24 protein-coding genes and 1 pseudogene are annotated in these 25,804 nt (G+C 67.6%); 23 read left to right on the top strand and 2 right to left on the bottom strand.

From position 1 onward, the window contains the following. Positions 1-28: 28 nt before the first annotated feature. The 16 genes and pseudogenes from rplK (at position 29) to ACFY6S_RS29500 (ending at position 20,560) form a co-directional block, all read left to right on the top strand. Positions 29-463, top strand: coding sequence for a 50S ribosomal protein L11 (gene rplK / locus ACFY6S_RS29575; protein WP_114622199.1), 435 nt, complete (start codon positions 29-31; stop codon positions 461-463). Positions 464-548: 85 nt separating this feature from the next. Continuing rightward, complete coding sequence (rplA, locus tag ACFY6S_RS29570) at positions 549-1,271, top strand: 50S ribosomal protein L1 (RefSeq protein WP_388828143.1); 723 nt, start codon at positions 549-551, stop codon at positions 1,269-1,271. A 179-nt stretch (positions 1,272-1,450) separates the two neighbouring features. Further along, a complete protein-coding gene (locus tag ACFY6S_RS29565; protein ID WP_388828140.1) occupies positions 1,451-2,344 on the top strand; it encodes a DUF1396 domain-containing protein in 894 nt (297 codons plus the stop codon). 255 nt (positions 2,345-2,599) lie between these two features. Further along, entirely contained in the window at positions 2,600-3,160 is a 561-nt protein-coding gene (gene rplJ, locus ACFY6S_RS29560; protein ID WP_388828137.1) for a 50S ribosomal protein L10, read from the top strand. 104 nt (positions 3,161-3,264) lie between these two features. Next, a complete protein-coding gene (rplL, locus tag ACFY6S_RS29555; protein WP_388828134.1) occupies positions 3,265-3,648 on the top strand; it encodes a 50S ribosomal protein L7/L12 in 384 nt (127 codons plus the stop codon). 611 nt (positions 3,649-4,259) lie between these two features. Next, entirely contained in the window at positions 4,260-7,742 is a 3,483-nt protein-coding gene (rpoB, locus tag ACFY6S_RS29550) for a DNA-directed RNA polymerase subunit beta (RefSeq protein ID WP_388828131.1), read from the top strand. A 125-nt stretch (positions 7,743-7,867) separates the two neighbouring features. Then, on the top strand, positions 7,868-11,782 hold the full coding sequence (locus tag ACFY6S_RS29545) for a DNA-directed RNA polymerase subunit beta' (protein ID WP_388828128.1): 3,915 nt from the start codon (positions 7,868-7,870) through the stop codon (positions 11,780-11,782). Positions 11,783-12,166: 384 nt separating this feature from the next. Then, positions 12,167-12,538, top strand: a complete 372-nt coding sequence (gene rpsL / locus ACFY6S_RS29540; RefSeq protein WP_003948652.1) for a 30S ribosomal protein S12 — start codon at positions 12,167-12,169, stop codon at positions 12,536-12,538. A gap of 2 nt (positions 12,539-12,540) precedes the next feature. After that, entirely contained in the window at positions 12,541-13,011 is a 471-nt protein-coding gene (gene rpsG, locus ACFY6S_RS29535; protein ID WP_030351427.1) for a 30S ribosomal protein S7, read from the top strand. A gap of 38 nt (positions 13,012-13,049) precedes the next feature. After that, entirely contained in the window at positions 13,050-15,176 is a 2,127-nt protein-coding gene (gene fusA, locus ACFY6S_RS29530) for an elongation factor G (RefSeq protein WP_388828123.1), read from the top strand. 150 nt (positions 15,177-15,326) lie between these two features. Next, on the top strand, positions 15,327-16,520 hold the full coding sequence (gene tuf / locus ACFY6S_RS29525; protein ID WP_114622844.1) for an elongation factor Tu: 1,194 nt from the start codon (positions 15,327-15,329) through the stop codon (positions 16,518-16,520). Between the two features lie 213 nt (positions 16,521-16,733). Continuing rightward, a pseudogene (locus tag ACFY6S_RS29520) lies at positions 16,734-16,965 on the top strand (AbfB domain-containing protein); the annotation flags it as partial. Positions 16,966-17,108: 143 nt separating this feature from the next. Then, positions 17,109-17,666, top strand: a complete 558-nt coding sequence (locus ACFY6S_RS29515; protein ID WP_388828119.1) for a hypothetical protein — start codon at positions 17,109-17,111, stop codon at positions 17,664-17,666. After that, entirely contained in the window at positions 17,663-19,522 is a 1,860-nt protein-coding gene (locus ACFY6S_RS29510) for a YncE family protein (RefSeq protein ID WP_388828116.1), read from the top strand. The genes ACFY6S_RS29515 and ACFY6S_RS29510 overlap by 4 nt, the downstream gene beginning before the upstream one ends. A 190-nt stretch (positions 19,523-19,712) precedes the next feature. Further along, the gene (locus ACFY6S_RS29505; RefSeq protein WP_388828113.1) at positions 19,713-20,183 is read left to right on the top strand and encodes a hypothetical protein; all 471 of its coding nucleotides are present in this window, start codon (positions 19,713-19,715) and stop codon (positions 20,181-20,183) included. Beyond that, complete coding sequence (locus tag ACFY6S_RS29500) at positions 20,180-20,560, top strand: winged helix-turn-helix domain-containing protein (RefSeq protein WP_388828110.1); 381 nt, start codon at positions 20,180-20,182, stop codon at positions 20,558-20,560. The genes ACFY6S_RS29505 and ACFY6S_RS29500 overlap by 4 nt, the downstream gene beginning before the upstream one ends. A gap of 76 nt (positions 20,561-20,636) precedes the next feature. Here ACFY6S_RS29500 and ACFY6S_RS29495 read toward each other — a convergent pair whose 3' ends face one another. Both ACFY6S_RS29495 and ACFY6S_RS29490 read right to left on the bottom strand, forming a co-directional pair. Beyond that, positions 20,637-21,659 carry a helix-turn-helix domain-containing protein gene (locus tag ACFY6S_RS29495; RefSeq protein ID WP_388828576.1) on the bottom strand — a complete coding sequence of 341 codons (1,023 nt, stop codon included), beginning with the start codon at positions 21,657-21,659 and terminating at the stop codon, positions 20,637-20,639. A 493-nt stretch (positions 21,660-22,152) separates the two neighbouring features. Further along, positions 22,153-22,665 (bottom strand): ATP-binding protein, encoded by a 513-nt coding sequence (locus ACFY6S_RS29490; protein WP_388828107.1) that lies wholly within the window; start codon positions 22,663-22,665, stop codon positions 22,153-22,155. 174 nt (positions 22,666-22,839) lie between these two features. Between ACFY6S_RS29490 and ACFY6S_RS29485 the strand changes: the two genes are divergently transcribed. The 7 genes from ACFY6S_RS29485 (at position 22,840) to dapF (ending at position 25,777) form a co-directional block, all read left to right on the top strand. Further along, positions 22,840-23,715 carry a helix-turn-helix domain-containing protein gene (locus ACFY6S_RS29485; RefSeq protein WP_388828104.1) on the top strand — a complete coding sequence of 292 codons (876 nt, stop codon included), beginning with the start codon at positions 22,840-22,842 and terminating at the stop codon, positions 23,713-23,715. Next, the gene (locus ACFY6S_RS29480; protein ID WP_388828101.1) at positions 23,712-23,900 is read left to right on the top strand and encodes a DUF397 domain-containing protein; all 189 of its coding nucleotides are present in this window, start codon (positions 23,712-23,714) and stop codon (positions 23,898-23,900) included. Before ACFY6S_RS29485 ends, ACFY6S_RS29480 begins: the two co-directional genes overlap by 4 nt. Before the next feature lie 5 nt (positions 23,901-23,905). Further along, positions 23,906-24,094, top strand: coding sequence for a DUF397 domain-containing protein (locus ACFY6S_RS29475; RefSeq protein ID WP_388828099.1), 189 nt, complete (start codon positions 23,906-23,908; stop codon positions 24,092-24,094). A gap of 5 nt (positions 24,095-24,099) precedes the next feature. After that, positions 24,100-24,288, top strand: a complete 189-nt coding sequence (locus ACFY6S_RS29470) for a DUF397 domain-containing protein (protein ID WP_388828096.1) — start codon at positions 24,100-24,102, stop codon at positions 24,286-24,288. Between the two features lie 5 nt (positions 24,289-24,293). Next, on the top strand, positions 24,294-24,482 hold the full coding sequence (locus ACFY6S_RS29465; protein ID WP_388828094.1) for a DUF397 domain-containing protein: 189 nt from the start codon (positions 24,294-24,296) through the stop codon (positions 24,480-24,482). Between the two features lie 5 nt (positions 24,483-24,487). Beyond that, positions 24,488-24,676, top strand: a complete 189-nt coding sequence (locus ACFY6S_RS29460; protein WP_388828091.1) for a DUF397 domain-containing protein — start codon at positions 24,488-24,490, stop codon at positions 24,674-24,676. Positions 24,677-24,781: 105 nt separating this feature from the next. Further along, positions 24,782-25,777, top strand: coding sequence for a diaminopimelate epimerase (gene dapF, locus ACFY6S_RS29455; protein ID WP_388828088.1), 996 nt, complete (start codon positions 24,782-24,784; stop codon positions 25,775-25,777). Positions 25,778-25,804 lie beyond the last annotated feature (27 nt).

The following is a 25,804-nucleotide window of genomic DNA, read 5'->3' as shown; positions in this document are numbered from 1 at the left end:
AAACTCTCAACTGGACCCGGAGAGAGCAATGCCTCCCAAGAAGAAGAAGATCACGGGGCTCATCAAGCTCCAGATCAGTGCCGGCGCGGCCAACCCGGCTCCGCCGGTCGGCCCCGCGCTGGGCCAGCACGGCGTCAACATCATGGAGTTCTGCAAGGCCTACAACGCCGCGACCGAGTCGCAGCGTGGCATGGTCGTGCCGGTGGAGATCACGGTCTACGAGGACCGTTCCTTCACCTTCATCACCAAGACGCCGCCGGCCGCGAAGCTGATCCTCAAGGCCGCGGGTGTGGACAAGGGCTCCGGCGAGCCGCACGTCAAGAAGGTCGCGAAGCTCACCCGCGACCAGGTGCGCGAGATCGCCACGACGAAGATGCCCGACCTGAACGCCAACGACCTGGACGCCGCCGAGAAGATCATCGCCGGCACCGCCCGTTCCATGGGCGTCACGGTCGAGGGCTGACCCAGCCGGGCAGCACCACCCAGTGGCAGGACCATGCGCGGTCCGGACCACGAACTCCACATTCGATGAACCACCAGGAGACGAAGTGAAGCGCAGCAAGGCACTCCGTGGCGCGGAGGCCAAGATCGACCGGGAGCGCAACTACGCCCCGCTCGAGGCCGTCCGTATCGCCAAGGACACCACCACCACCAAGTTCGACGGCACCGTCGAGGTCGCCATGCGTCTGGGCGTCGACCCGCGCAAGGCCGACCAGATGGTCCGTGGCACCGTGAACCTCCCGCACGGCACCGGCAAGACCGCCCGGGTCCTGGTCTTCGCGACGGGTGACCGCGCCGAGGCCGCGCGTGCCGCGGGCGCCGACATCGTCGGCGCCGACGAACTGATCGACGAGGTTTCGAAGGGCCGTCTGGACTTCGACGCCGTCGTCGCCACCCCGGACCTCATGGGCAAGGTCGGCCGTCTCGGCCGCGTCCTCGGCCCGCGTGGTCTGATGCCGAACCCGAAGACCGGCACCGTCACCCCCGATGTCACCAAGGCTGTCAACGACATCAAGGGCGGCAAGATCGAGTTCCGCGTCGACAAGCACTCGAACCTGCACTTCATCATCGGCAAGGTTTCCTTCGACGAGACGAAGCTGGTCGAGAACTACGCCGCGGCGCTGGAGGAGATCCTCCGTCTGAAGCCGTCCGCCGCCAAGGGCCGCTACATCAAGAAGGCCACGCTGGCCACCACGATGGGCCCCGGCATCCCGCTGGACGCCAACCGCACCCGTAACCTCCTCGTCGAGGAGGACCCGGCCGCCGTCTGACACTGACGGCAGTCGCGGGTCGCACCGCAGGCACACGGCCGGTCCCCGTATCTCTCCGGAGGTGCGGGGACCGGCTTTTCCCGCTCGCGCGGGGTTTCTCTCCGCGCGAGCGGTGTCCGAGGCACGGGGTACAGTCACGGGACATCTGAAACACCTGTGTCATTCCTGTGGGGGGAATCATGAACTCGATGTACCGGACCGTCGCGGTGACCGCGCTCGGCGGTGTGCTGCTCTGCTCCACCGTGGCCTGTTCGTCCTCGGACTCCGCCGACTCCGCCGCGGCTTCCTCGTCGCCGTCCGCCTCCTCGTCCTCGGTCGAGATGAGCCCGGTGGCCGCCATCAAGCGGGCCGCCGGCAAGAACGAGAAGATCACCTCGCTCTCGTACACGATGGACGGCAAGGTCCCCGGGGAGGGGACCGTCAAGGGCGACGCGGCGATGAGCATGAAGCCCCTGGCCATGCGGATGAAGATGACGGGCATGCTGGAGGGCGAGGAGCAGGAGATCGAGATCCTGCTCAGCTCCGACGGCATGTACATCGGGGGCGCCGCCGCCGAGGCCGAGCCGGAGATGGACGGCAAGCGCTGGCTCAAGTTCCCCATGGGCTCGCTCGACGAGATGGCCGCCTCGGGTGGCGAGAACCCGCTCGGCGGGCTGTCCGGCCAGGTGGACCGCAACCCGGCGGCCGAGTCCGGGTCGCTCGCTCTCGCCGATGACCTGAAGGAGGTCGGCGAGGAGACCGTCGACGGCGTGAAGACCACGCACTACACGGGCTCGCTGCCGCTGAGCGCCATGAAGGCGGAGCTGAAGGGCCTCGACGCGGAGACGAAGAAGCAGCGCGAGAAGAGCCTCAAGGCGTACGAGGACATGGGCATCGACAAGCTCACGATGGACATGTGGATCGACGGGGACGACCTCACCAAGCAGTTCCGCACCCGGGCGACCACGGAGAGCGGCCCGCTCGACATGAAGATCACGTTCAAGGACTACAACAAGCCGGTCGAGATCAAGGCCCCGCCGGCCTCCGAGGTGGCCGACCTCGCCGAGATGATGAGCGGCGCCGAAGCGAGCTGACCGCGGGATTTGCTCTGCGAGCGGGACCTCACGTACTCTTCCCCAGAAGCCAAAGACCGCTGGTCGTTGCCGTGTGCTCGCAAGAGGGTGCGGTGGCCGAAGGATCCGCTAGCTGCGGACGACCTGCGCAGGTGACTGTGGAAAGCTCCCGGATTCCATTCGGTTGAGCTACGCCCCGTGCGCCTGCGCCGGGGCGTTTCGTTTTGCCCAGCCCCTTCTGAGCGGTCCTCATCACCCGGAAGGAGGCCGACGCTCATGGCAAGGCCCGACAAGGCTGCCGCGGTAGCCGAGCTGACGGACCAGTTCCGCAGCTCGAATGCCGCTGTGCTGACCGAGTACCGGGGTCTCACCGTGGCGCAGCTCAAGGAGCTGCGCCGTTCTCTCGGTGAGAACGCCCAGTACGCCGTGGTGAAGAACACGCTGACCAAGATCGCGGCCAACGAGGCCGGGATCAACACGCTGGACGACCTGTTCGTGGGTCCGACGGCGGTTGCCTTCGTCACCGGTGACCCGGTGGAGTCGGCGAAGGGTCTTCGTGACTTCGCCAAGGAGAACCCGAATCTCATCATCAAGGGCGGTGTCCTTGACGGTAAGGCGCTGACCGCCGATGAGATCAAGAAGCTCGCGGACCTCGAGTCCCGTGAGGTTCTGCTTTCCAAGCTGGCCGGTGCCATGAAGGGGAAGCAGTCGCAGGCTGCCGCTCTCTTCCAGGCGCTTCCGTCGAAGTTCGTCCGCACCGCGGAAGCTCTTCGTGCCCAGAAGGAAGAGCAGGACGGTGCCGGTACGCCGGCCCCCGTCGAGGCCGACTCCGAGTAATCACGCTCGGTCCCGGGTGATCCCACCCGGTCGGTCACAGCGGGCCGGTACGCCCGCGGAACTGTACATACGGCACCAGCCGAATTAGTGGAAGGACCGCCATCATGGCGAAGCTCACCCAGGACGAGCTGCTCGCGCAGTTCGAGGACATGACCCTCATCGAGCTCTCCGGCTTCGTGAAGGCCTTCGAGGAGAAGTTCGACGTCACGGCCGCCGCCCCGGTCGCCGCTGCCGCCGTCGGTGGCGCTGCCGCCGCCGTCGAGGCCGAAGAGGTCCAGGACGAGTTCGACGTCATCCTCACGGGTGCCGGCGAGAAGAAGATCCAGGTCATCAAGGTCGTGCGCGAGCTCACCTCCCTGGGCCTCAAGGAGGCCAAGGACCTCGTGGACGGCGCCCCGAAGCCCGTCGTCGAGAAGGTCGACAAGGCTGCCGCCGACAAGGCCGCCGAGGCCCTCAAGGGCGCCGGCGCCTCCGTCGAGGTCAAGTAACCTCACGCGGGCCCGCCACCGGCCGCTGAGAGTCCTCTGAGGGCTCTCCGGCGTCCGCGGTGGCGGTCCCGGCGCCGCGAGGCGCAGCGTTGACGTGTAGGGCGATCACCCAGTCGGGTGATCGCCCTTCGTCGTTCCGGCAGGGGGTGCCTTGCTCTTCCGCTCGCGGCGAGTATCGTGATCATCGCCGTGCTTCCGTACGCCCAGCGACCTCACAGGTGGGGCGGGGGGCCTTGACGAACCGCACGCAGCGCGCAATTCTCAGGACGCGTCGTCACAATCGATCCGGATCCGAGGCATGGATCGATGGCGGAGAGGGCAGTAACGATGTGCGTGCCTACAGCGCGATGTCGGCCGTAGTGGAGACATGCAGTTGAGACAAGGGTGTTGAGAAAAACGAGGGTGTCGGAAAACCCGCTCTGGACATCAGTGTGCCAAGTGGCTACACTGACCCTTTGCGCTGCCTGTTAGCTGCTCCCTGCCCGTCACCAGGGGCACCCCCTCGCAAGAGCATCGTTGAGTGAACGGCCCTGAACTGGGCTTTCCCTCTCCGTGCCCCGCTTGGGACCGGTACGCGCGTAGTGAGTCCGAGCCCTCGGAAGGACCCCCTCTTGGCCGCCTCGCGCAACGCCTCGACCACGAATACGAACAACGGCGCAAGCACTGCCCCGCTGCGCATCTCCTTTGCAAAGATCAAGGAGCCGCTTGAGGTTCCGAACCTTCTGGCGCTCCAGACCGAGAGCTTCGACTGGCTGCTCGGCAACCCCGCCTGGAAGGCTCGTGTCGAGGCGGCTGTCGAGAGTGGACAGGACGTCCCCAGGAAGTCGGGTCTGGAGGAGATCTTCGAGGAGATCTCCCCGATCGAGGACTTCTCCGGGTCGATGTCGCTGACCTTCCGCGACCACCGCTTCGAGCCCTCCAAGAACTCCATCGACGAGTGCAAGGACCGCGACTTCACGTTCGCGGCGCCCCTCTTCGTCACCGCCGAGTTCACCAACAACGAGACCGGCGAGATCAAGTCCCAGACGGTCTTCATGGGCGACTTCCCGCTCATGACCAACAAGGGCACCTTCGTCATCAACGGCACCGAGCGTGTCGTGGTGTCCCAGCTGGTGCGCTCGCCGGGTGTCTACTTCGACTCCTCCATCGACAAGACGTCCGACAAGGACATCTTCTCCGCCAAGATCATCCCGTCCCGGGGTGCCTGGCTGGAGATGGAGATCGACAAGCGCGACATGGTCGGTGTCCGCATCGACCGCAAGCGCAAGCAGTCCGTCACCGTCCTCCTCAAGGCTCTCGGTTGGACGACCGAGCAGATCCTCGAAGAGTTCGGCGAGTACGAGTCCATGCGCGCCACCCTGGAGAAGGACCACACCCAGGGCCAGGACGACGCGCTCCTCGACATCTACCGCAAGCTGCGCCCGGGCGAGCCGCCGACGCGCGAGGCCGCTCAGACGCTGCTGGAGAACCTCTACTTCAACCCGAAGCGCTACGACCTCGCGAAGGTCGGCCGCTACAAGGTGAACAAGAAGCTCGGCGCGGACGAGCCGCTGGACGCCGGCGTGCTCACCACCGACGATGTCATCGCGACCATCAAGTACCTGGTCAAGCTGCACGCCGGTGAGACCGAGACGGTCGGCGAGAGCGGCACCCAGATCGTCGTCGAGACCGACGACATCGACCACTTCGGCAACCGCCGTCTGCGCAACGTCGGCGAACTCATCCAGAACCAGGTCCGTACGGGTCTGGCGAGGATGGAGCGCGTCGTGCGCGAGCGCATGACGACCCAGGACGTCGAGGCGATCACGCCGCAGACCCTGATCAACATCCGGCCGGTCGTCGCCTCCATCAAGGAGTTCTTCGGCACCAGCCAGCTGTCGCAGTTCATGGACCAGAACAACCCGCTGTCGGGTCTCACCCACAAGCGCCGTCTCTCGGCGCTCGGCCCGGGTGGTCTGTCCCGTGAGCGGGCCGGCTTCGAGGTCCGCGACGTGCACCCCTCGCACTACGGCCGCATGTGCCCGATCGAGACCCCCGAAGGCCCGAACATCGGCCTGATCGGCTCGCTCGCCTCCTACGGCCGGGTCAACGCGTTCGGCTTCGTGGAGACGCCGTACCGCAAGGTCGTCGACGGTGTCGTCACCGACGATGTCGACTATCTGACGGCCGACGAGGAAGACCGCTTCGTCATCGCCCAGGCCAACGCGACGCTCTCCGAGGACATGCGCTTCACGGAGCCCCGCGTGCTGGTCCGCCGCCGTGGCGGCGAGGTCGACTACATCCCCGGTGACGACGTCGACTACATGGACGTCTCGCCGCGCCAGATGGTGTCGGTCGCGACCGCGATGATCCCCTTCCTGGAGCACGACGACGCCAACCGTGCCCTCATGGGCGCGAACATGATGCGTCAGGCCGTGCCGCTGATCACGTCCGAGGCGCCGCTCGTCGGCACCGGCATGGAGTACCGCTGCGCGGTCGACGCCGGTGACGTCATCAAGGCGGAGAAGGCAGGTGTGGTCCAGGAGGTATCCGCGGACTACATCACCGTCGCCAACGACGACGGCACGTACAACACGTACCGCATCGCCAAGTTCTCCCGCTCCAACCAGGGCACCTCGGTCAACCAGAAGGTTGTCGTCAACGAGGGCGACCGGGTCGTGGAGTCCCAGGTCCTCGCCGACGGGCCGGCCACCCAGCAGGGTGAGATGGCGCTCGGCAAGAACCTGCTCGTGGCGTTCATGCCGTGGGAGGGCCACAACTACGAAGACGCGATCATCCTCAGCCAGCGGCTGGTCCAGGACGACGTCCTCTCCTCGATCCACATCGAGGAGCACGAGGTCGACGCCCGGGACACCAAGCTCGGCCCCGAGGAGATCACCCGCGACATCCCGAACGTCTCCGAGGAGGTCCTCGCGGACCTCGACGAGCGCGGCATCATCCGCATCGGTGCCGAGGTCGTCGCCGGGGACATCCTGGTCGGCAAGGTCACGCCCAAGGGCGAGACCGAGCTGACCCCGGAGGAGCGGCTGCTCCGCGCGATCTTCGGTGAGAAGGCGCGCGAGGTCCGTGACACCTCGCTGAAGGTGCCGCACGGCGAGATCGGCAAGGTCATCGGCGTCCGCGTCTTCGACCGCGAGGAGGGCGACGAGCTGCCGCCCGGCGTCAACCAGCTGGTCCGCGTGTACGTCGCGCAGAAGCGCAAGATCACCGACGGTGACAAGCTCGCCGGCCGGCACGGCAACAAGGGCGTCATCTCGAAGATCCTGCCGATCGAGGACATGCCGTTCCTGGAGGACGGCACCCCGGTCGACATCATCCTCAACCCGCTCGGCGTGCCGTCCCGAATGAACCCGGGACAGGTCCTCGAAATCCACCTCGGCTGGCTCGCCAGCCAGGGCTGGAAGGTCGAGGGCAACGAGGAGTGGATGGAGCGGCTGAAGGCCATCGGCGCCGACGAGGTCGCGCCCGGCACGAACGTCGCCACACCGGTCTTCGACGGCGCCCGCGAGGACGAGATCTCCGGACTCTTCGAGTCCACGATCCCGAACCGCGACGGCGAGCGGATGGTCAAGGGCTCCGGTAAGGCCCGGATGTTCGACGGCCGCTCCGGTGAGCCGTTCCCGGACCCGATCTCGATCGGGTACATGTACATCCTCAAGCTCCACCACCTGGTCGACGACAAGCTGCACGCGCGCTCGACCGGCCCGTACTCGATGATCACCCAGCAGCCGCTGGGTGGTAAGGCCCAGTTCGGTGGCCAGCGCTTCGGTGAGATGGAGGTGTGGGCGCTGGAGGCATATGGCGCCGCTTACGCCCTCCAGGAGCTGCTGACGATCAAGTCCGACGACGTGACCGGCCGCGTGAAGGTCTACGAGGCCATCGTCAAGGGCGAGAACATCCCCGAGCCCGGCATTCCCGAGTCCTTCAAGGTGCTCATCAAGGAAATGCAGTCGCTCTGCCTCAACGTGGAGGTGCTGTCCTCGGACGGCATGTCCATCGAGATGCGTGACACGGACGAGGACGTCTTCCGCGCGGCGGAGGAGCTCGGTATCGACCTGTCCCGGCGCGAGCCGAGCAGCGTCGAAGAGGTCTGACGGGTTCGCCGGCCGGATCGCGTATCCGGCCGGCTCTCCCCGGACCCGTTCAGACCATTGCTGAAGTGCCCCATCTACTCGCTGACGCGAGGGGCTCGAACCCCCGAAAGAGGGATTGACGACAAGTGCTCGACGTCAACTTCTTCGACGAGCTGCGGATCGGCCTTGCCACCGCGGACGACATCCGGACCTGGTCGCACGGCGAAGTGAAGAAGCCGGAGACCATCAACTACCGCACGCTCAAGCCCGAAAAGGACGGACTCTTCTGCGAGAAGATCTTCGGTCCGACCCGGGACTGGGAGTGCTACTGCGGCAAGTACAAGCGTGTCCGCTTCAAGGGCATCATCTGTGAGCGCTGTGGCGTCGAAGTCACCCGCGCCAAGGTGCGCCGTGAGCGGATGGGCCACATTGAGCTGGCCGCTCCCGTCACCCACATCTGGTACTTCAAGGGCGTGCCCTCGCGTCTCGGGTACCTGCTCGACCTCGCGCCGAAGGACCTTGAGAAGGTCATCTACTTCGCCGCGTACATGATCACGTTCGTGGACGAGGAGCGCCGCACCCGCGACCTGCCCTCGCTGGAGGCGCACGTCTCCGTCGAGCGTCAGCAGGTCGAGAACCGTCGCGACTCCGACCTCGAAGCCCGCGCCAAGAAGCTCGAGACCGACCTGGCCGAGCTGGAGGCCGAGGGCGCCAAGGCCGATGTGCGCCGCAAGGTGCGCGAAGGCGCCGAGCGTGAGATGAAGCAGCTGCGCGACCGCGCGCAGCGCGAGATCGACCGCCTCGACGAGGTGTGGAGCCGCTTCAAGAACCTCAAGGTCCAGGACCTGGAGGGCGACGAGCTGCTCTACCGCGAGCTGCGCGACCGCTTCGGCACGTACTTCGACGGCTCGATGGGCGCCGCGGCGCTCCAGAAGCGCCTGGAGTCCTTCGACCTCGACGAGGAGGCCGAGCGCCTCCGCGAGATCATCCGTACCGGCAAGGGCCAGAAGAAGACCCGTGCGCTCAAGCGCCTCAAGGTCGTCTCCGCGTTCCTCCAGACCAGCAACAGCCCCAAGGGCATGGTGCTGGACTGCGTGCCGGTCATCCCGCCGGACCTGCGTCCGATGGTGCAGCTGGACGGTGGCCGCTTCGCGACCTCCGACCTGAACGACCTGTACCGCCGTGTGATCAACCGGAACAACCGCCTCAAGCGTCTCCTCGACCTCGGTGCCCCCGAGATCATCGTGAACAACGAGAAGCGGATGCTCCAGGAGGCCGTCGACGCGCTGTTCGACAACGGCCGCCGCGGTCGCCCGGTGACCGGCCCCGGCAACCGCCCGCTGAAGTCCCTGAGCGACATGCTCAAGGGCAAGCAGGGCCGGTTCCGTCAGAACCTCCTCGGCAAGCGAGTCGACTACTCGGCCCGTTCCGTGATCGTCGTCGGTCCGCAGCTCAAGCTGCACCAGTGCGGTCTGCCGAAGGCGATGGCGCTGGAGCTGTTCAAGCCGTTCGTGATGAAGCGCCTGGTGGACCTGAACCACGCGCAGAACATCAAGTCGGCGAAGCGCATGGTCGAGCGCGGCCGTACCGTCGTGTACGACGTGCTCGAAGAGGTCATCGCCGAGCACCCGGTGCTGCTGAACCGTGCGCCCACCCTGCACCGTCTGGGTATCCAGGCGTTCGAGCCGCAGCTGGTCGAGGGCAAGGCCATCCAGATCCACCCGCTCGTCTGCACCGCGTTCAACGCGGACTTCGACGGTGACCAGATGGCCGTGCACCTGCCGCTCTCCGCGGAGGCGCAGGCCGAGGCGCGCATCCTGATGCTCTCCTCGAACAACATCCTCAAGCCGGCCGACGGCCGTCCGGTCACCATGCCCACCCAGGACATGGTGCTCGGCCTCTTCTTCCTCACCACGGACGAGGAAGAGCGCGTCGTCAAGGGCGAGGGCCGGTCCTTCGGCTCCACCGCCGAGGCCACCATGGCCTTCGACAACCGGGAGCTGTCGCTCCAGGCGAAGGTCGACATCCGCTTCCCGGTGGGCACCATCCCGCCGCGCGGCTGGACCCCGCCGGCCGACGCCGAGGCCGACACCGACGGCACCGCCGTCGCGTGGCAGCCGGGCGACCCGTTCCGGTTCCGTACCACCCTGGGCCGCGCGCTCTTCAACGAGCTGCTGCCCGAGGACTACCCGTTCGTCGACGACTCGGTCGGCAAGAAGCAGCTCTCCGAGATCGTCAACGACCTCGCCGAGCGCTACCCCAAGGTCATCGTGGCGGCGACGCTCGACAACCTGAAGGCGGCCGGCTTCTTCTGGGCGACCCGTTCCGGTGTCACCGTCGCCATCTCCGACGTCGTCGTGCCCGAGGCGAAGAAGGCGATCGTCCAGGGTTACGAGGCGCAGGACGAGAAGGTCCAGAAGCAGTACGAGCGCGGTCTGATCACCAAGGACGAGCGCACCCAGGAGCTCATCGCGATCTGGACCAAGGCGACCAACGAGGTCGCCGAGGCGATGAACGCGAACTTCCCGAAGACCAACCCCATCTTCATGATGGTCAACTCGGGTGCTCGTGGAAACATGATGCAGATGCGTCAGATCGCCGGTATGCGTGGTCTGGTGTCCAACGCCAAGAACGAGACGATTCCTCGTCCCATCAAGGCGTCCTTCCGTGAGGGTCTGTCCGTACTGGAGTACTTCATCTCCACGCACGGTGCCCGTAAGGGTCTGGCCGACACCGCCCTGCGTACCGCCGACTCGGGTTACCTGACCCGTCGTCTGGTGGACGTCTCGCAGGACGTCATCATCCGCGAGGAGGACTGCGGCACCGACCGCGGTCTGAAGCTGCGGATCGCCGAGCGCGGCGCCGACGGGGTGCTCCGCAAGGCGGAGGACGTCGAGACGTCCGTGTACGCGCGGATGCTCGCCGAGGACGTCGTCGTCGACGGCAAGGTCATCGCGCCGGCAAACGTCGACCTGGGCGATGTCCTGATCGACGCCGTCGTGGCCGCCGGGGTCGAGGAGGTCAAGACCCGCTCGGTCCTGACCTGTGAGTCCGCGGTCGGCACCTGTGCCTTCTGCTACGGCCGCTCGCTGGCCACCGGCAAGCTGGTCGACATCGGTGAGGCGGTCGGCATCATCGCCGCCCAGTCCATCGGTGAGCCTGGTACCCAGCTGACGATGCGTACCTTCCACACCGGTGGTGTGGCCGGTGACGACATCACCCAGGGTCTGCCCCGAGTCGTCGAGCTGTTCGAGGCCCGTACGCCCAAGGGTGTCGCCCCGATCTCGGAGGCGGCCGGCCGCGTCCGTATCGAGGAGACCGAGAAGACCAAGAAGCTCGTCGTCACCCCGGACGACGGCAGCGAGGAGACGGCGTTCCCGATCTCCAAGCGCGCCCGTCTGCTGGTGGGCGAGGGCGACCCGGTCCAGGTGGGCCAGAAGCTCACCGTCGGTGCCACCAACCCGCACGACGTGCTGCGGATCCTCGGTCAGCGCGCGGTCCAGGTCCACCTGGTCGGCGAGGTCCAGAAGGTCTACAACTCGCAGGGTGTGTCGATCCACGACAAGCACATCGAGATCATCATCCGGCAGATGCTGCGCCGTGTGACGATCATCGAGTCCGGCGACGCCGAGCTGCTGCCGGGCGAGCTGGTGGAGCGCTCGAAGTTCGAGACCGAGAACCGTCGTGTGGTCACGGAAGGCGGCCACCCGGCCTCCGGCCGTCCGCAGCTGATGGGTATCACCAAGGCGTCGCTGGCCACCGAGTCGTGGCTGTCGGCGGCGTCCTTCCAGGAGACGACCAGGGTCCTCACCGACGCGGCGATCAACGCCAAGTCGGACTCCCTGATCGGCCTCAAGGAGAACGTCATCATCGGTAAGCTCATCCCGGCCGGTACGGGCCTGTCCCGCTACCGCAACATCCGGGTCGAGCCGACCGAGGAGGCCAAGGCCGCGATGTACTCGGCCGTCGGCTACGACGACATCGATTACTCGCCGTTCGGCACGGGCTCCGGCCAGGCCGTTCCGCTGGAGGACTACGACTACGGTCCGTACAACCAGTAAGCGGTGACACGAAGGGCGGCCGTCCCCTGCCGGGGGAGGGCCGCCCTTCGGCGTTCCCGGGCGGTCTCCGGCGTTCTCGGCGTTCCCGGTGGTCAGCGGGCCGGTACGGGCGCGGAGCGCCTCCGCCGGGCGTCGGCCGGCCGAGGCGAGCGGCATTTGTTTTGACCGGAGTGGATGAGGTAGGTACGCTCAGACCTTGTGCCTGGGGTGTGCCTGGGCTCCTGTGCGTGTCTTCAGCCGCATCAGGGGTCCGAGTACCGGCCACCGCAATCTGCGCCTTCCTCGCTTTCGGCGAGGGCTTTGCAGTATTCGACACACCCGACCGCGTGGGTCGGTGGTGTTCCAGGTTAGTTTCACTGACGGCACACAGAAACCGGAGAAGTAGTGCCTACGATCCAGCAGCTGGTCCGGAAGGGCCGGCAGGACAAGGTCGAGAAGAACAAGACGCCCGCACTTGAGGGCTCGCCCCAGCGTCGCGGCGTCTGCACGCGTGTCTTCACGACCACCCCGAAGAAGCCGAACTCGGCCCTCCGTAAGGTCGCGCGTGTGCGTCTGACCTCCGGCATCGAGGTCACGGCCTACATTCCGGGTGAGGGACACAACCTGCAGGAGCACTCGATCGTGCTCGTGCGCGGTGGCCGTGTGAAGGACCTGCCGGGTGTTCGCTACAAGATCATCCGCGGTTCCCTCGACACCCAGGGTGTCAAGAACCGCAAGCAGGCCCGCAGCCGCTACGGCGCCAAGAAGGAGAAGTAAGAATGCCTCGTAAGGGCCCCGCCCCGAAGCGCCCGGTCATCATCGACCCGGTCTACGGTTCTCCTCTTGTCACGTCGCTCATCAACAAGCTTCTGCTCAACGGCAAGCGTTCCACCGCCGAGCGGATCGTGTACGGCGCCATGGAGGGCCTGCGCGAGAAGACCGGTAACGACCCGGTCATCACCCTCAAGCGCGCGCTTGAGAACGTGAAGCCGACCCTTGAGGTCAAGTCCCGCCGTGTCGGTGGCGCCACCTACCAGGTGCCGATCGAGGTCAAGCCCGGTCGCGCCGCCACCCTGGCTCTGCGCTGGGTCGTGGGTTACTCCCGCGCCCGTCGTGAGAAGACCATGACCGAACGCCTCATGAACGAGCTGCTCGACGCCTCCAACGGTCTCGGCGCCTCGGTCAAGAAGCGTGAGGACACGCACAAGATGGCCGAGTCCAACAAGGCCTTCGCGCACTACCGCTGGTAGTCGCTACCCACATCGAGACCGAGAGAAGATTGAGCCTTATGGCCACCACTTCGCTTGACCTGGCCAAGGTCCGCAACATCGGGATCATGGCCCACATCGACGCGGGCAAGACGACGACCACCGAGCGCATCCTCTTTTACACCGGTGTGAGCTACAAGATCGGTGAGGTCCACGACGGCGCTGCCACGATGGACTGGATGGAGCAGGAGCAGGAGCGCGGCATCACGATCACGTCTGCCGCGACGACCTGTCACTGGCCGCTCGACGACGTCGACCACACCATCAACATCATCGACACCCCGGGTCACGTGGACTTCACGGTCGAGGTGGAGCGTTCGCTCCGCGTCCTCGACGGCGCTGTCACCGTGTTCGACGGTGTCGCCGGTGTGGAGCCGCAGTCCGAGACGGTCTGGCGCCAGGCCGACCGTTACGGCGTGCCCCGTATCTGCTTCGTCAACAAGCTCGACCGGACCGGCGCGGAGTTCCACCGCTGCGTCGACATGATCAAGGACCGCCTCGGCGCGGTTCCGATCGTCATGCAGCTTCCGATCGGTGCCGAGGCCGACTTCAAGGGCGTCGTCGACCTCGTGACGATGAAGGCCTTTGTCTGGTCCGCCGAGGCCGCCAAGGGCGAGATGTACGACGTCGTCGACATCCCGGACACCCACATCGAGGCGGCCGAGGAGTGGCGCGGCACGCTGCTGGAGACCGTCTCCGAGAACGACGACGAGCTGATGGAGCTGTACCTGGAGGGCACCGAGCCCACCGTGGAGCAGCTGTACGCGGCGATCCGCCGTATCACCATCGCCTCCGGCAAGTCCTCGGGCACCACGGTCACCCCGGTGTTCTGCGGTACCGCGTTCAAGAACAAGGGCGTTCAGCCCCTGCTCGACGCGGTCGTGCGCTACCTGCCGACCCCGCTCGACGTCGAGGCCATCGAGGGCCACGACGTGAAGGACCCCGAGCTGGTCGTCAAGCGCAAGCCCTCCGAGGACGAGCCGCTGTCCGCGCTGGCGTTCAAGATCATGCGTGACCCGCACCTGGGCAAGCTGACCTTCGTCCGCGTGTACTCCGGCAAGCTGGAGTCCGGCACCGCGGTGCTGAACTCGGTGAAGGGCCGCAAGGAGCGCATCGGCAAGATCTACCGTATGCACGCGAACAAGCGTGAGGAGATCGAGTCGGTGGGCGCCGGCGACATCGTCGCCGTCATGGGCCTGAAGCAGACCACCACCGGTGAGACGCTGTGCGACGACAAGAACCCGGTGATCCTGGAGTCCATGGACTTCCCGGCGCCGGTCATCGAGGTCGCGATCGAGCCCAAGTCCAAGGGTGACCAGGAGAAGCTGGGTGTAGCCATCCAGTCTCTCGCGGAGGAGGACCCCTCCTTCCAGGTGCACAGCAACGAGGAGACCGGCCAGACCGTCATCGGCGGTATGGGCGAGCTCCACCTTGAGGTGCTGGTCGACCGGATGCGCCGCGAGTTCAAGGTCGAGGCCAACGTCGGTAAGCCGCAGGTCGCCTACCGTGAGACGATCCGCAAGACCGTCGAGCGTGTGGACTTCACGCACAAGAAGCAGACCGGTGGCACCGGGCAGTTCGCCAAGGTGCAGATCATGATCGAGCCCATCGAGGGTGGCGACACCTCGTACGAGTTCGTGAACAAGGTCACCGGTGGCCGTATCCCGAAGGAGTACATCCCTTCGGTGGACGCCGGTGCGCAGGAGGCCATGCAGTTCGGCATCCTCGCGGGCTACGAGATGACCGGCGTGCGCATCACGCTGCTCGACGGTGGCTACCACGAGGTCGACTCCTCGGAGCTGGCCTTCAAGATCGCCGGTTCGCAGGCGTTCAAGGAAGGTGCCCGCAGGGCGTCTCCCGTGCTCCTCGAGCCGATGATGTCCGTCGAGGTGACGACGCCCGAGGACTACATGGGCGATGTCATCGGTGACATCAACTCCCGTCGTGGCCAGATCCAGGCCATGGAGGACCGGTCCAACGCCAAGGTCGTCAAGGGCCTGGTGCCGCTGTCGGAGATGTTCGGCTACGTCGGAGACCTCCGCAGCAAGACCTCGGGTCGCGCAAGCTACTCGATGCAGTTCGACTCCTACGCCGAGGTTCCCCGGAACGTCGCCGAGGAGATCATCGCGAAGGCCAAGGGCGAGTAACTCTTCCGAGTCCACGCTTTAGGCTTGTCACCGGTAAGCCCTGGTGCGTCCCCGCCGCCACACGGCGGGGACGCCTCGGGCGCCGGCATCCCAGCAAAGATCACCTGGCGCCGATGAGTAAGGCGTACAGAACCACTCCAGGAGGAACCAGTGGCGAAGGCGAAGTTCGAGCGGACTAAGCCGCACGTCAACATCGGCACCATCGGTCACATCGACCACGGTAAGACGACCCTCACGGCCGCCATTACCAAGGTGCTGCACGACGCGTACCCGGACCTGAACGAGGCCTCGGCCTTCGACCAGATCGACAAGGCTCCCGAGGAGCGCCAGCGCGGTATCACGATCTCGATCGCGCACGTCGAGTACCAGACGGAGTCGCGTCACTACGCGCACGTCGACTGCCCGGGTCACGCCGACTACATCAAGAACATGATCACGGGTGCGGCGCAGATGGACGGCGCCATCCTCGTGGTCGCGGCCACCGACGGCCCGATGCCGCAGACCAAGGAGCACGTGCTCCTGGCCCGCCAGGTCGGCGTCCCGTACATCGTTGTCGCCCTGAACAAGGCCGACATGGTGGACGACGAGGAGATCCTTGAGCTCGTCGAGCTCGAGGTGCGCGAGCTGCTCTCCGAGTACGAGTTCCCGGGCGACGACCTTCCGGTCGTCAAGGTCTCGGCGCTCAAGGCTCTTGAGGGTGACAAGGAGTGGGGCCAGACCGTCCTCGACCTGATGAAGGCCGTCGACGAGTCCATCCCGCAGCCCGAGCGCGACGTCGACAAGCCGTTCCTGATGCCGATCGAGGACGTCTTCACGATCACCGGTCGTGGAACCGTCGTCACCGGTCGTATCGAGCGTGGTGTCCTCAAGGTCAACGAGACCGTTGACATCGTGGGCATCAAGCAGGAGAAGACCACCACCACGGTCACCGGCATCGAGATGTTCCGCAAGCTGCTCGACGAGGGCCAGGCCGGTGAGAACGTCGGTCTGCTCCTCCGTGGCATCAAGCGCGAGGACGTCGAGCGCGGCCAGGTCATCATCAAGCCCGGTTCGGTCACGCCGCACACCGAGTTCGAGGCCCAGGCCTACATCCTGTCGAAGGACGAGGGTGGCCGTCACACCCCGTTCTTCAACAACTACCGCCCGCAGTTCTACTTCCGTACCACGGACGTAACGGGCGTGGTGACCCTTCCCGAGGGCACCGAGATGGTCATGCCGGGCGACAACACCGTCATGACGGTCAACCTGATTCAGCCGGTCGCCATGGAGGAGGGCCTCAAGTTCGCCATCCGTGAGGGTGGCCGGACCGTCGGCGCCGGCCAGGTCACCAAGATCAACGTCTGATCATCCTCGGATGATCGGGTCTGTCTGATCCGACCCGGCAGCTCCCCGGAGCACTCGGCAGGGGCCCCGCTCGCCGTCCTCACGGACGGTGGGCGGGGCCCCTGTCGTTGTTGTCCGGGGAGTTGCCGTCGCGGCCCGGGGGAGGGCCGGCTAGGCGTAGCGCGGCAGGTGCTCCGTGGAGATCGTCCACTCACCGATCGTGATGTCCTCGCCCTGCGGCACTACAGCCACAGCCTGCGGCTGGACGAGAGTGACGGCGCCTCGGCGTTCGCCGCCGACGCCACATTCCACCGGACCGCCGGGCTGGCCGGCCCCTCCTGGTCGTCCTTCCGCTCGTACAACGTCCCGACGCGATACATCCGGCACGTCGGCAACCTGCTTGCGGATCGACCCGGTCCTCACCGCGACGGAGCCGGCCGACGCGACCTTCATCGTCGGCCGCTGAGGGGCGGACCCGTGTGCGCAAGAGCCGACCGGGGTCGGGGTGTTGACGCTTCGCCAGCCATGTACTTAGGTTTGCCTTACCTAAGTTCGCTTGGTCGTCCGACCGGTGGACTCCGCGCTGTGCGTTGAAAGGTGTCTGTCTCCATGCGCCCAACCGCTCTGCTCGCCCGCACCGCCCTCGTCGGTCTCAGCACCGCCGCCCTCACCGTCGGGCTGGCGGCCTCCGCCTCCGCCGCGACCGTCGGACGCACCGTCACCGAGAGCGGTGTGACGTACCAGCTCTCGGTCACGGCGCCTTCCACCGTCGCGGTCGCCGGTGAGAACGTCACGGTCACCGGCAGCGGCTTCAACGACGGCCAGGGCATCTACGTCGGACTCTGCGTCATACCCGCCGGGGTCGACCCGGCCGACCCGGCCACCTTCACCGACAAGCCGACCCCCTGCCTGGGCGGCCAGGACGAGGCGGGCACCACGGGCGCCTCGCACTGGATCAACAGCGACTGGTACTGGCTGTCGCCGAGCAACTCCTCGCCGTACGACGACGGCGGCAGCTTCTCCGTGCCGATCCACGTCAAGCCCACCGTCGCCGGCGGTGTGACCTGTGACCAGAACGGTGTGAAGTGCGCGATCGTCACCCGCGCCGACCACTACAACACCGGCAACCGCAACTACGACACCTACGTGCCGGTGACCTTCCAGTGAGACCACTCCACCCGGGACACCTCCCGAAAAGAGGCCGCCTCCTCGCGGCCGCCGCCGCGGCGGGCCTGCTGATCACCGGTCTCACCGGTGCGGCGCCCGTCGCGGCGGCGGCCGTTCCCGGCCCGGCCACCGGACCCGCCGCGCCCACGGCGCCCGAGGTCCCCGAAATCCCCGAGGGCACCGTCCGGCACACCGTGGTCCGTACGTTCGACATCGCGGCCCGCGCGGTGGTGGCCGATCCGGCCGACAGCCGCGTGCACACCATTACCACCCCGGGGAGCGAACACTTCCTCAACACCTACGAGGGCGCCTCGGGCGAGCGGGTCGGGGAGGCCGTCGCCATCACCCCGACGACCGGCACCATGGCGCTGGACTCCGCGGGGAAGCGCCTCTACGTCGGTCACTCGGGCTCGGTGACGGTGCACGACTCCCGTACGGGAGCGGAGGCCGGCGAGCCGATCACGTTCACCGGCAGCGTCGGCCACCTCGCGGTCGACCCGGCGGCCGGGCGGCTCTACGTCGCCAACCAGACCACCAAGTCGGTCAACGTGTACGACACCGGGACCGGCCGGCTCGTCGGCGCCCCGGTCGTGCTGCCGTTCGCGGCCTTCGGCCTCGCGGTCGACACCGAGAACCACGTCGGCTACGCCACCTATGTGGGCGGCGTGGTGGAGAACGGCGGCGTCGTCTACCGCAACGTCCTCAACGCGATCGACGGCGCCACCGGCGCACTGGCCTCGACGCTCAGCCTGGGCAGCACGGCCCTGGGCAGTCAGGGTGTGGCCGTCGACGGGAAGTCCCGCACCGGGTACGTCGCCAACCTCTCGGCCGGTACGGTCTCGGTCGTCGACCTGGCGGCGAACGAGGTGACCGGCACCCTCGCGGTCGGCGGCAACCCGAAGGCCATGGTGTACGACGACGCCACCGGGCTGCTGTACGTCGCCCGCCTCAACGGCACCACGGTCGCCGTGGTGGACCCGGCCGCCGAGTCCCCGGCCGCCGAGTCCCCCGTCGTCGACACCGTGGAGATCGGCGGCAGCCCGACCGCCCTGGCGCTGGACCCCGCGCGGCACAGCGTCTACGCGGTCGCGGGCGGCGAGGTGCACGAGATCGGGCGCCAGGTCTCCCCGACGGTCGTCATGTCGCCCGAGGACACCACGGTGACGGTCGGCGACGAGGTCACGTTCACGGCGGAGGCGGAGGGCGCTCCGGCCCCGGCCGCCCTGTGGGAGGTCAGCCCGGACGACGGGGAGTCGTGGAACACGGTGGCGGACTCCGCCGACGCCACGCTCTCCTTCAAGTCCCTTGCCGCGCAGGACGGTTACCGCTATCGCGCCGTCTTCAGCAACACGGTGGGCAGCGCGCGTACGGCTGCGGCGCGGCTGACCGTGAAGCCCGCTGACGACGGGGGCACGGACGGGGGCGCGACGGACGGAGGCGTGTCGGACGGGGGCGCGACGGACGGCGGCTCCGATGCTGGTGGCTCCGAGGGTGGCGGCTCCAGCGGCGGCACGGACAGCGGCGGGAGCACGGACAGCGGCGGGGGTACGGACGGCGGCAGCACGGTCAGTGGCGGCACGGCCGCCGGTACGTCCGGAGGCGCGGCCACCACGTCCGGCGGTTCGGGGTCCGGCGGCTCGACCGCCGGCGGCTCCACCACGGGAGGCGCCGACACCACCGGCGGCATCGGCGGTACGGACACCACCGGCGGCACCGGGGGCGCCACCGGGGGCGGCCTCGCCTCCACCGGGAGCCCGGTCCTTCCGCTGGCCGGCACGGCGGCTCTGCTGGTCGTGGCGGGTGTCGCGGCCGTGGCCGTGGCCGTACGCCGTCGCCGTACCTTCACCGCCGCCTGACGGACACCACTCTGCTTCGGCCGAACGGAAAGTACTTTCCTTTGTGGAAAGTGCATGGCACCATGGAGGGAGCAGGTCGCTTGCGCGGCGGCGCGTGTTCGCGGCGGCGTGGGTGTCGAACAGTGACGAGAGGGCCGGGATCACGATGTCATCGCAGGAGACGGCCCACGGCCTTCCGGGGGGAACAGATGTGTCCGCCGATTCCGCGATCGAGGCACTGCGGGGCATCGACGCGGCCAGGGAGAGGGCCCGGCTCGGGGCGCGGCGGACGCCCGCGTGGTACGGGCCCGCGACAGCGGCGGCTCTGATCGTTCCGGCCGTCGGGGAAGCCTGGGCCGAGGGCCGGGGCGGCTGGGGGGTGCTCCTCTCGCTGTGGATCTCGCTCGCGGGCCTGGCCCTGGTGCTCGTGCTCGTCAGCGCCGCCCGCCGGAGCGCGGGAGTGATGACGGCGCAGCCGTGGTCCGCGCGGCTGCGCCGGGCGGCGGTTCCGTTCCTGGCGCTTCTCGCCGCGTGGGGCGGGACGTACGGGCTGTGCCAGCTGTTCGACGCCGGGCGCGAGGTCACCAAGGTGGCCCCGCTCGCCGTCCTGGGGCTCGGCGGCTGGGCGCTGTTCGTGATCCGGAACAGGGCGATCGAGCAGCAGCTCCGGAAAGTGGGATGACCGCCCCCGCGCCGGGACCGGCCTCGATCGACCCGGCGATCAACCATCCCACCCGGCTGACGGTCGTCGCTTTTCTTTCCGCGTGCGACGAGGCGGAGTTCGCCGCCGTGCGCAGCAACTGCCAGGTGTCCGACTCGATGCTCAGCAAGATCGCCTCGGCCCTGGAGGCGATCGGATACCTCAGCATCCGCAAGGGATACGTCGGCAAGCGCCCCCGCACCTGGCTGTCGCTCACCCCCGCCGGGCAGGACGCTCTGGCCCGCCACATCGCGGCGCTCCAGGACATCGCCGCCACGGCCCGGAACGCGGGCGCCCTGGCGGGGGCCGTCCAGCCTCCGCAGCCGGGCGAGCGGGCCGGCTCCGACGCGCAGCCCTAGTGCTTTCGGCGCCGGTCGCTCCCCGGTCCTCCAGGGGGGGGCGGGGGGCTCCGCCGCCGCGCGGAGCACAGCACGATCAGGCGGCTGCGCGCCGGTCCGGGGCGGCTGCCGTTGCCGTTGCCATTGCCGTTGTCGCTGGCGTACAGCCTCGGCAGGTGCCCGGTTCCGGCGCTCGGTAGGCGCGGTCGCACCGGTCGCAGTTCTGGAGCGGGACCGGGCGGGGCGTGGTCGCGGCGACGGGCGTGACCGGGAGCGGGGGTGGCAGGAGCGCGGTGAGGCGGTGGGCCAGCAGGGCGGCCGGATGCCGGAGGTCGGGCGGCAGGTCGGCGGTCAGGGTACGGCGTACGGCGTCGGGCGCGGCACCGCGCTCCAGCCAGGCTTCGACCCCCGGCGCCAGCCTCCGTACGTCCCGCTCCGAGAGCAGAAGGCGCGGGTCGTCGCGGCGCAGCCCGGCGAGGAGATCGGCGGCGGCGCGCGTGCGCTCGGAACCGGGCGCGGGAGCCTGCGGCCGGGGGAGCGGGGGAGGGGCGTCCCGTACGGGAGCCGGGGTGACGGGTGTCGGGGGTGCGGGAGCCGGGGTGACGGGAGACAGAGGTACGAGAGCCGGTGGTACGGCAGCGGGCGGTGCGGCCGGAGCTGCGGGTACCCGCGGAACGGGTACGAATCGGAGCGCCCGGACCCCCGACTCCGCCTCGGCGTCCGGCTCCTCGCGGGCGAGCCGCGCCAGCCGGGCTCGGGTGGCCTCGGGGTTGTTGTAGGAGATCGTCAGGCTGACGATCCGGCCCCCGGCGGTCCGCTCCCGGCGTCGCTCGATGTACCCGTGTGCCTCCAACTCCCTTAACGCGGAGGCGATCCGCTCCCGTCCCTCCGGGAACCGCGCCGCCAGCGTCCGGATGTCCACCGGCGAACCCACCGGCAGCGACTGGATATGAGTCCCCAGGCCGATCGCGGTGAACGACAACTCGCCATGCTGGGCAAGGTGGTTGCCGACGATCGTGTAGCCGGGATCCTGGAACTCGTGGACTCTCGCCACGCCCGAGCCGGATACGCGAACTACCTGAAGGGCGCGCGGCGGCGCACTAAACTGCTGCTTATCCATCGGGAAGCTGTTTTCTTCCTTGACGGTCAGGCCCTCGATCGGGATGCCAGTCCCGGCCGGGGGCCGTCTCATTGTCTGGTGTTGTGTTGGGGCAGAGCCTGCCTTCCCAAACTTGCCAAAAGCCAGCCATCCAGGGCGAGATCACCCGTGTGGGTGACCGGGCCGGGAGGGTGGGGGGTGGGTTGGGGTCGGTTGGTTGTTTACCTGGTTCTTTGATCTTTTACGTCCCGCAGCCCCAGGTCCCGGCCCGCCGGAGCCCGCGTTGCCGGGCTCCGGACACCCCGTCCGTGCATACGGCGGATCTGTTTCGTCGGCACGGTCACCTGCACTGGATCTCGATAGCAGTAACAGGTGTACGAGTAGACCTCCTCGACCTCCAGCGGCGTCGGCGGCAGAGCGCGCTGCGGGCTCCCCGTTCGCGCGTACACCACCCCCATGGCCAGGACGACGAGGCTGAGGGAGATCGACGTGACTCCCCAGAGAGCACGAGCGGTTATCGGGTCCACGCGTCGGCCTCCTTCTCGGCGGGGTCGGCGGGGCCGAAGGGGAGGGTCAACTCGGCCCAGACCGTCTTGCAGGGCGGCGGACCCGGTGCGACGCCCCACCGGTCGGCGAGCGCGTTCACCAGGAACAGCCCGCGTCCCGACTCGTCGTACGCGTGCGCGGCTCGTTCGACGGGAGGCATCCGCGAGCCCTGGGTGTCGATCACCTCGATACGGAGCGTTTCCGGCATCGGCCGGCGCAGCACGAGCCGGAAGTCCCGGCCGGGTGTACGGCCGTGCAGCGCCGCGTTCGACGCCAGCTCGGAGATGACCTGCGCCGCCGTTTCGAAGGGCAGCTCCCAGGCGCGCAGCTGCTCCACGGCGAGCAACCTGGCCAGCCGCGCGCCTCTACGGGTTGAGGACAACTGCACGCGGAACTCCTCGGAGAACAGCGCGGATTGAGTCAGCGGCACATGGCCGGCGTCGAAGGATGGGCCGACGTCGTCGGTGGGTTCGTGGTTCACATCACATAGCGTGGCCGGATTTGCATAGCCTGAACAGTCACATACCCCTTACGGACGGTGATGTGTCCAGCTCTCTTGCGTATCTGTCCAGGGTCTGTCCGAGTCGCAGGCCGTGACCTTTCGTGGGGGCAAGGGGATTGAGCCATGACGGCACGATTTCGGAGGTGTACGAAGTTGGGTGCAGACGGCAAGAGCGGGGACTTCACGACGGACGGCGCGGACGAGCCGGACTGGGAGGCCGACCCGGACGACGAGACGGGCCCGGTCCTCGTGGCGGTGGGCCGTCAGCTGAAGCTCTGGCGCATGTCGGCGGGGCTGAGCCGGGCGGAGTTCGGCGTCCTGGTCGGGTACGGCGAGAACCAGGTCTACAAGCTGGAATCGGGCAAGCGCATCCCCCGGCCGGAGTTCCTGGACAAGGCGGACGAGGTGGTGGGGGCTGGCGGCAAGATCGCCGAGATGAAACAGGACATCCAGGAGGCGCGCTACCCCAAGAAGGTCCGGGATCTGGCGAAGCTGGAAGCGGAAGCCATCGAGTTGGGCGCCTACGGAAACCACAACGTGCCTGGTCTGTTGCAGACGGAGGAGTACGCGCGGGCGCTGTTCGATGTCCGGCGTCCTGCCTTCACTCCCAACGACCGTGAACGGTATGTCGCCGCCAGGATGGCCCGACAGGCGATCTTCGACCGTATGCCGCCGCCCACGCTCACTTTTGTCCAAGAAGAGGTCACCCTGCGGCGGCCGATCGGAGGCAGAATGGTGTTGCGACGGCAACTCGAACATCTGCTGGAACGAGGGCAGTTGCGGCACGTCGAGATCCAAGTGATGCCGACGGACCGTGAGGACCACGCCGGAATGGGGGGCGAACTCCAAGTGCTGAAGCTGAAGGACGGCTCGGCGGCGGGGTTCGCGTGGGGGCAGCTCACCAGCCGAGTGCTCTCCGAGCCGAAAGACGTTCAGGTCCTGGAAATGCGGTATGGGATCATCCGATCGCAGGCTCTCAGTCCACGAGAGTCGCTGGCCTTCATCGAAAAAGTGCTGGGAGAGACATGAACCGCGAGTCCGAGCTGAACTGGTTCAAGAGCAGCTACAGCGGTAGCAGCGACAACGACTGTGTCGAGGTCGCCGCCACGCAGGCCACGGTCCACGTCCGCGATTCCAAGGACGTCCAGCTCTCGCACCTCGGCTTTGGCCCGAGTGCCTGGGCCGATTTCGTCTCGTACGCGTCGGAGAGGTGAACAGTATGTCCTTGCAGTCCGAGCTGATGTGGTTCAAGAGCAGCTACAGCGGCCTCAGTGACAATGACTGTGTCGAGGTCGCCGCCACGCAGGTCACGGTCCACGTCCGCGATTCCAAGGACGTCCAGCTCTCGCACCTCGGCTTTGGCCCGAGTGCCTGGGGCGATTTCGTCTCGTACGCGTCGGAGAGGTGAGTGGCATGTCCTTGGAGTCCGAGCTGATGTGGTTCAAGAGCAGCTACAGCGGCCCTAGTGACAATGACTGTGTCGAGGTCGCTGCCGCGCTGGGCGCGGTCCATGTCCGTGACTCCAAGGGCACCCACGGCCCGCACCTGGGCTTCGCCGCCGGTGCCTGGGCCGATTTCGTCTCGTACGCGTCGGAGGGGTGAACGGTATGTCCTCGGAGTCCCGGCTGAACTGGTTCAAGAGCAGCTACAGCGGCAGTAACGACAACGACTGTGTCGAGGTCGCCGCCGCGCAGGCCACGGTCCACGTCCGCGATTCCAAGGACGTTCAGCTCTCGCACCTCGGCTTTGGCCCGAGTGCCTGGGTCGATTTCGTCTCGTACGCGTCGGAGAGGTGAGTGGCATGTCCTTGGAGTCCCGGCTGAACTGGTTCAAGAGCAGCTACAGCGGAAGCAGCGACAACGACTGCGTCGAGGTCGCCGCCACGCAGGCCACGGTCCATGTCCGTGACTCCAAGGACACCCGCCGCCCGCACCTGGGCTTCGCCGCCGGTGTCTGGGCCGACTTCCTCCCGTACGCGTCCGAGCGCTGAGCGGGCGTGGACGCCGGCGCCCCTTTCGTGCTCGGCTCAGTAGACTGGGAGCCACCAGCCGGTCGTGCGGGGCCGGTGTGAGTCGGAAAGCGGTTCTCGTCTGCCATGTCACGTCTTTCGATCGCCAAGACCCACGGGTCGCGCAATGACATCCTCGTCGTTGAGGGAGCCCCGGACGATCACTTCGCCTCCGGTGACCTGACCCGTGCGGTGGAGCGGCTGTGCGACAGGCGGCTGGGCCTCGGGAGCGACGGGGTGTACTTCGTCTCCGACAACGGGGACGGGTCGGCCAAGGCGTGGTTCTTCAACCCGGACGGGTCGCCCGCGCTCCTCTGCGGCAACGGCATGCGCTGCGTCGGCAGGCTGCTTCTGGACAAGTACGGCGCCGAGAGCGCCGTCGTACACACCGGGCCGTACAGCTTCACTGTCCGTAGTGTCCCCTCCACCGCGCACGGGGTGCGGCAGGTCGCGGTGGAGCTGCCGTCCGTCGAGTTCTCCCCGGCCGAACCGCTGGTCTCCGGCGTGCAGTGGCCTTTCGTCGGCCAGACCTTCCCGCCCTTCCACCCCGAGCGGACGGTGACGGCGGTCGCCGTGCCGAATTCGCACTTGATCACGGTCGTCGACGAGTACCGCGAGGCGGAGCTGATCGAGACCGGCACCAGGGTCGCCGACTCCCCGGAGGCGTTCCCGATCGGGGCCAATGTCTCCTACGTGCTGCCCCTCGCCGACGACGAGGTCTTTGTGCACACCTTCGAGCGCGGCGCGGGTCTGACGCCCTCCTGCGGCTCCGGGGTGTCGGCCTCCCGCGCTGTGGTCTCCCGGCTCGGCCTGGTCGCTCCCGATGTGGCGCTGCTGGTCCGGAACCCCGGCGGACCGGCCCGGTCCTGGCTCCAGGAGCACGACGGCCAGTGGCAGCCGGTCCTCGAAGGCAACGCCACCGTGGTGCACCGCACCGAGATCGACCCCGCCGAGGTCCTGAACGGTGGCCCGCTCACGATCACCGGTGAGACCTGCGTGTCCGAGATCGAGGCGTTCGACGCGCTTTTCCAGGAGAACCTCAAGGCGCTGCACGCGGCCGGAGTCACCCCGACGATCAGCTGAGCTGAGCTGGCCTGGCCTGGGCTGACC

This window comes from Streptomyces sp. NPDC012835, from assembly GCF_042900885.1.
In the GTDB taxonomy this organism is placed as follows: Bacteria; Actinomycetota; Actinomycetes; order Streptomycetales; family Streptomycetaceae; genus Streptomyces.
This window is presented reverse-complemented; position numbering and strand designations above follow the sequence as displayed.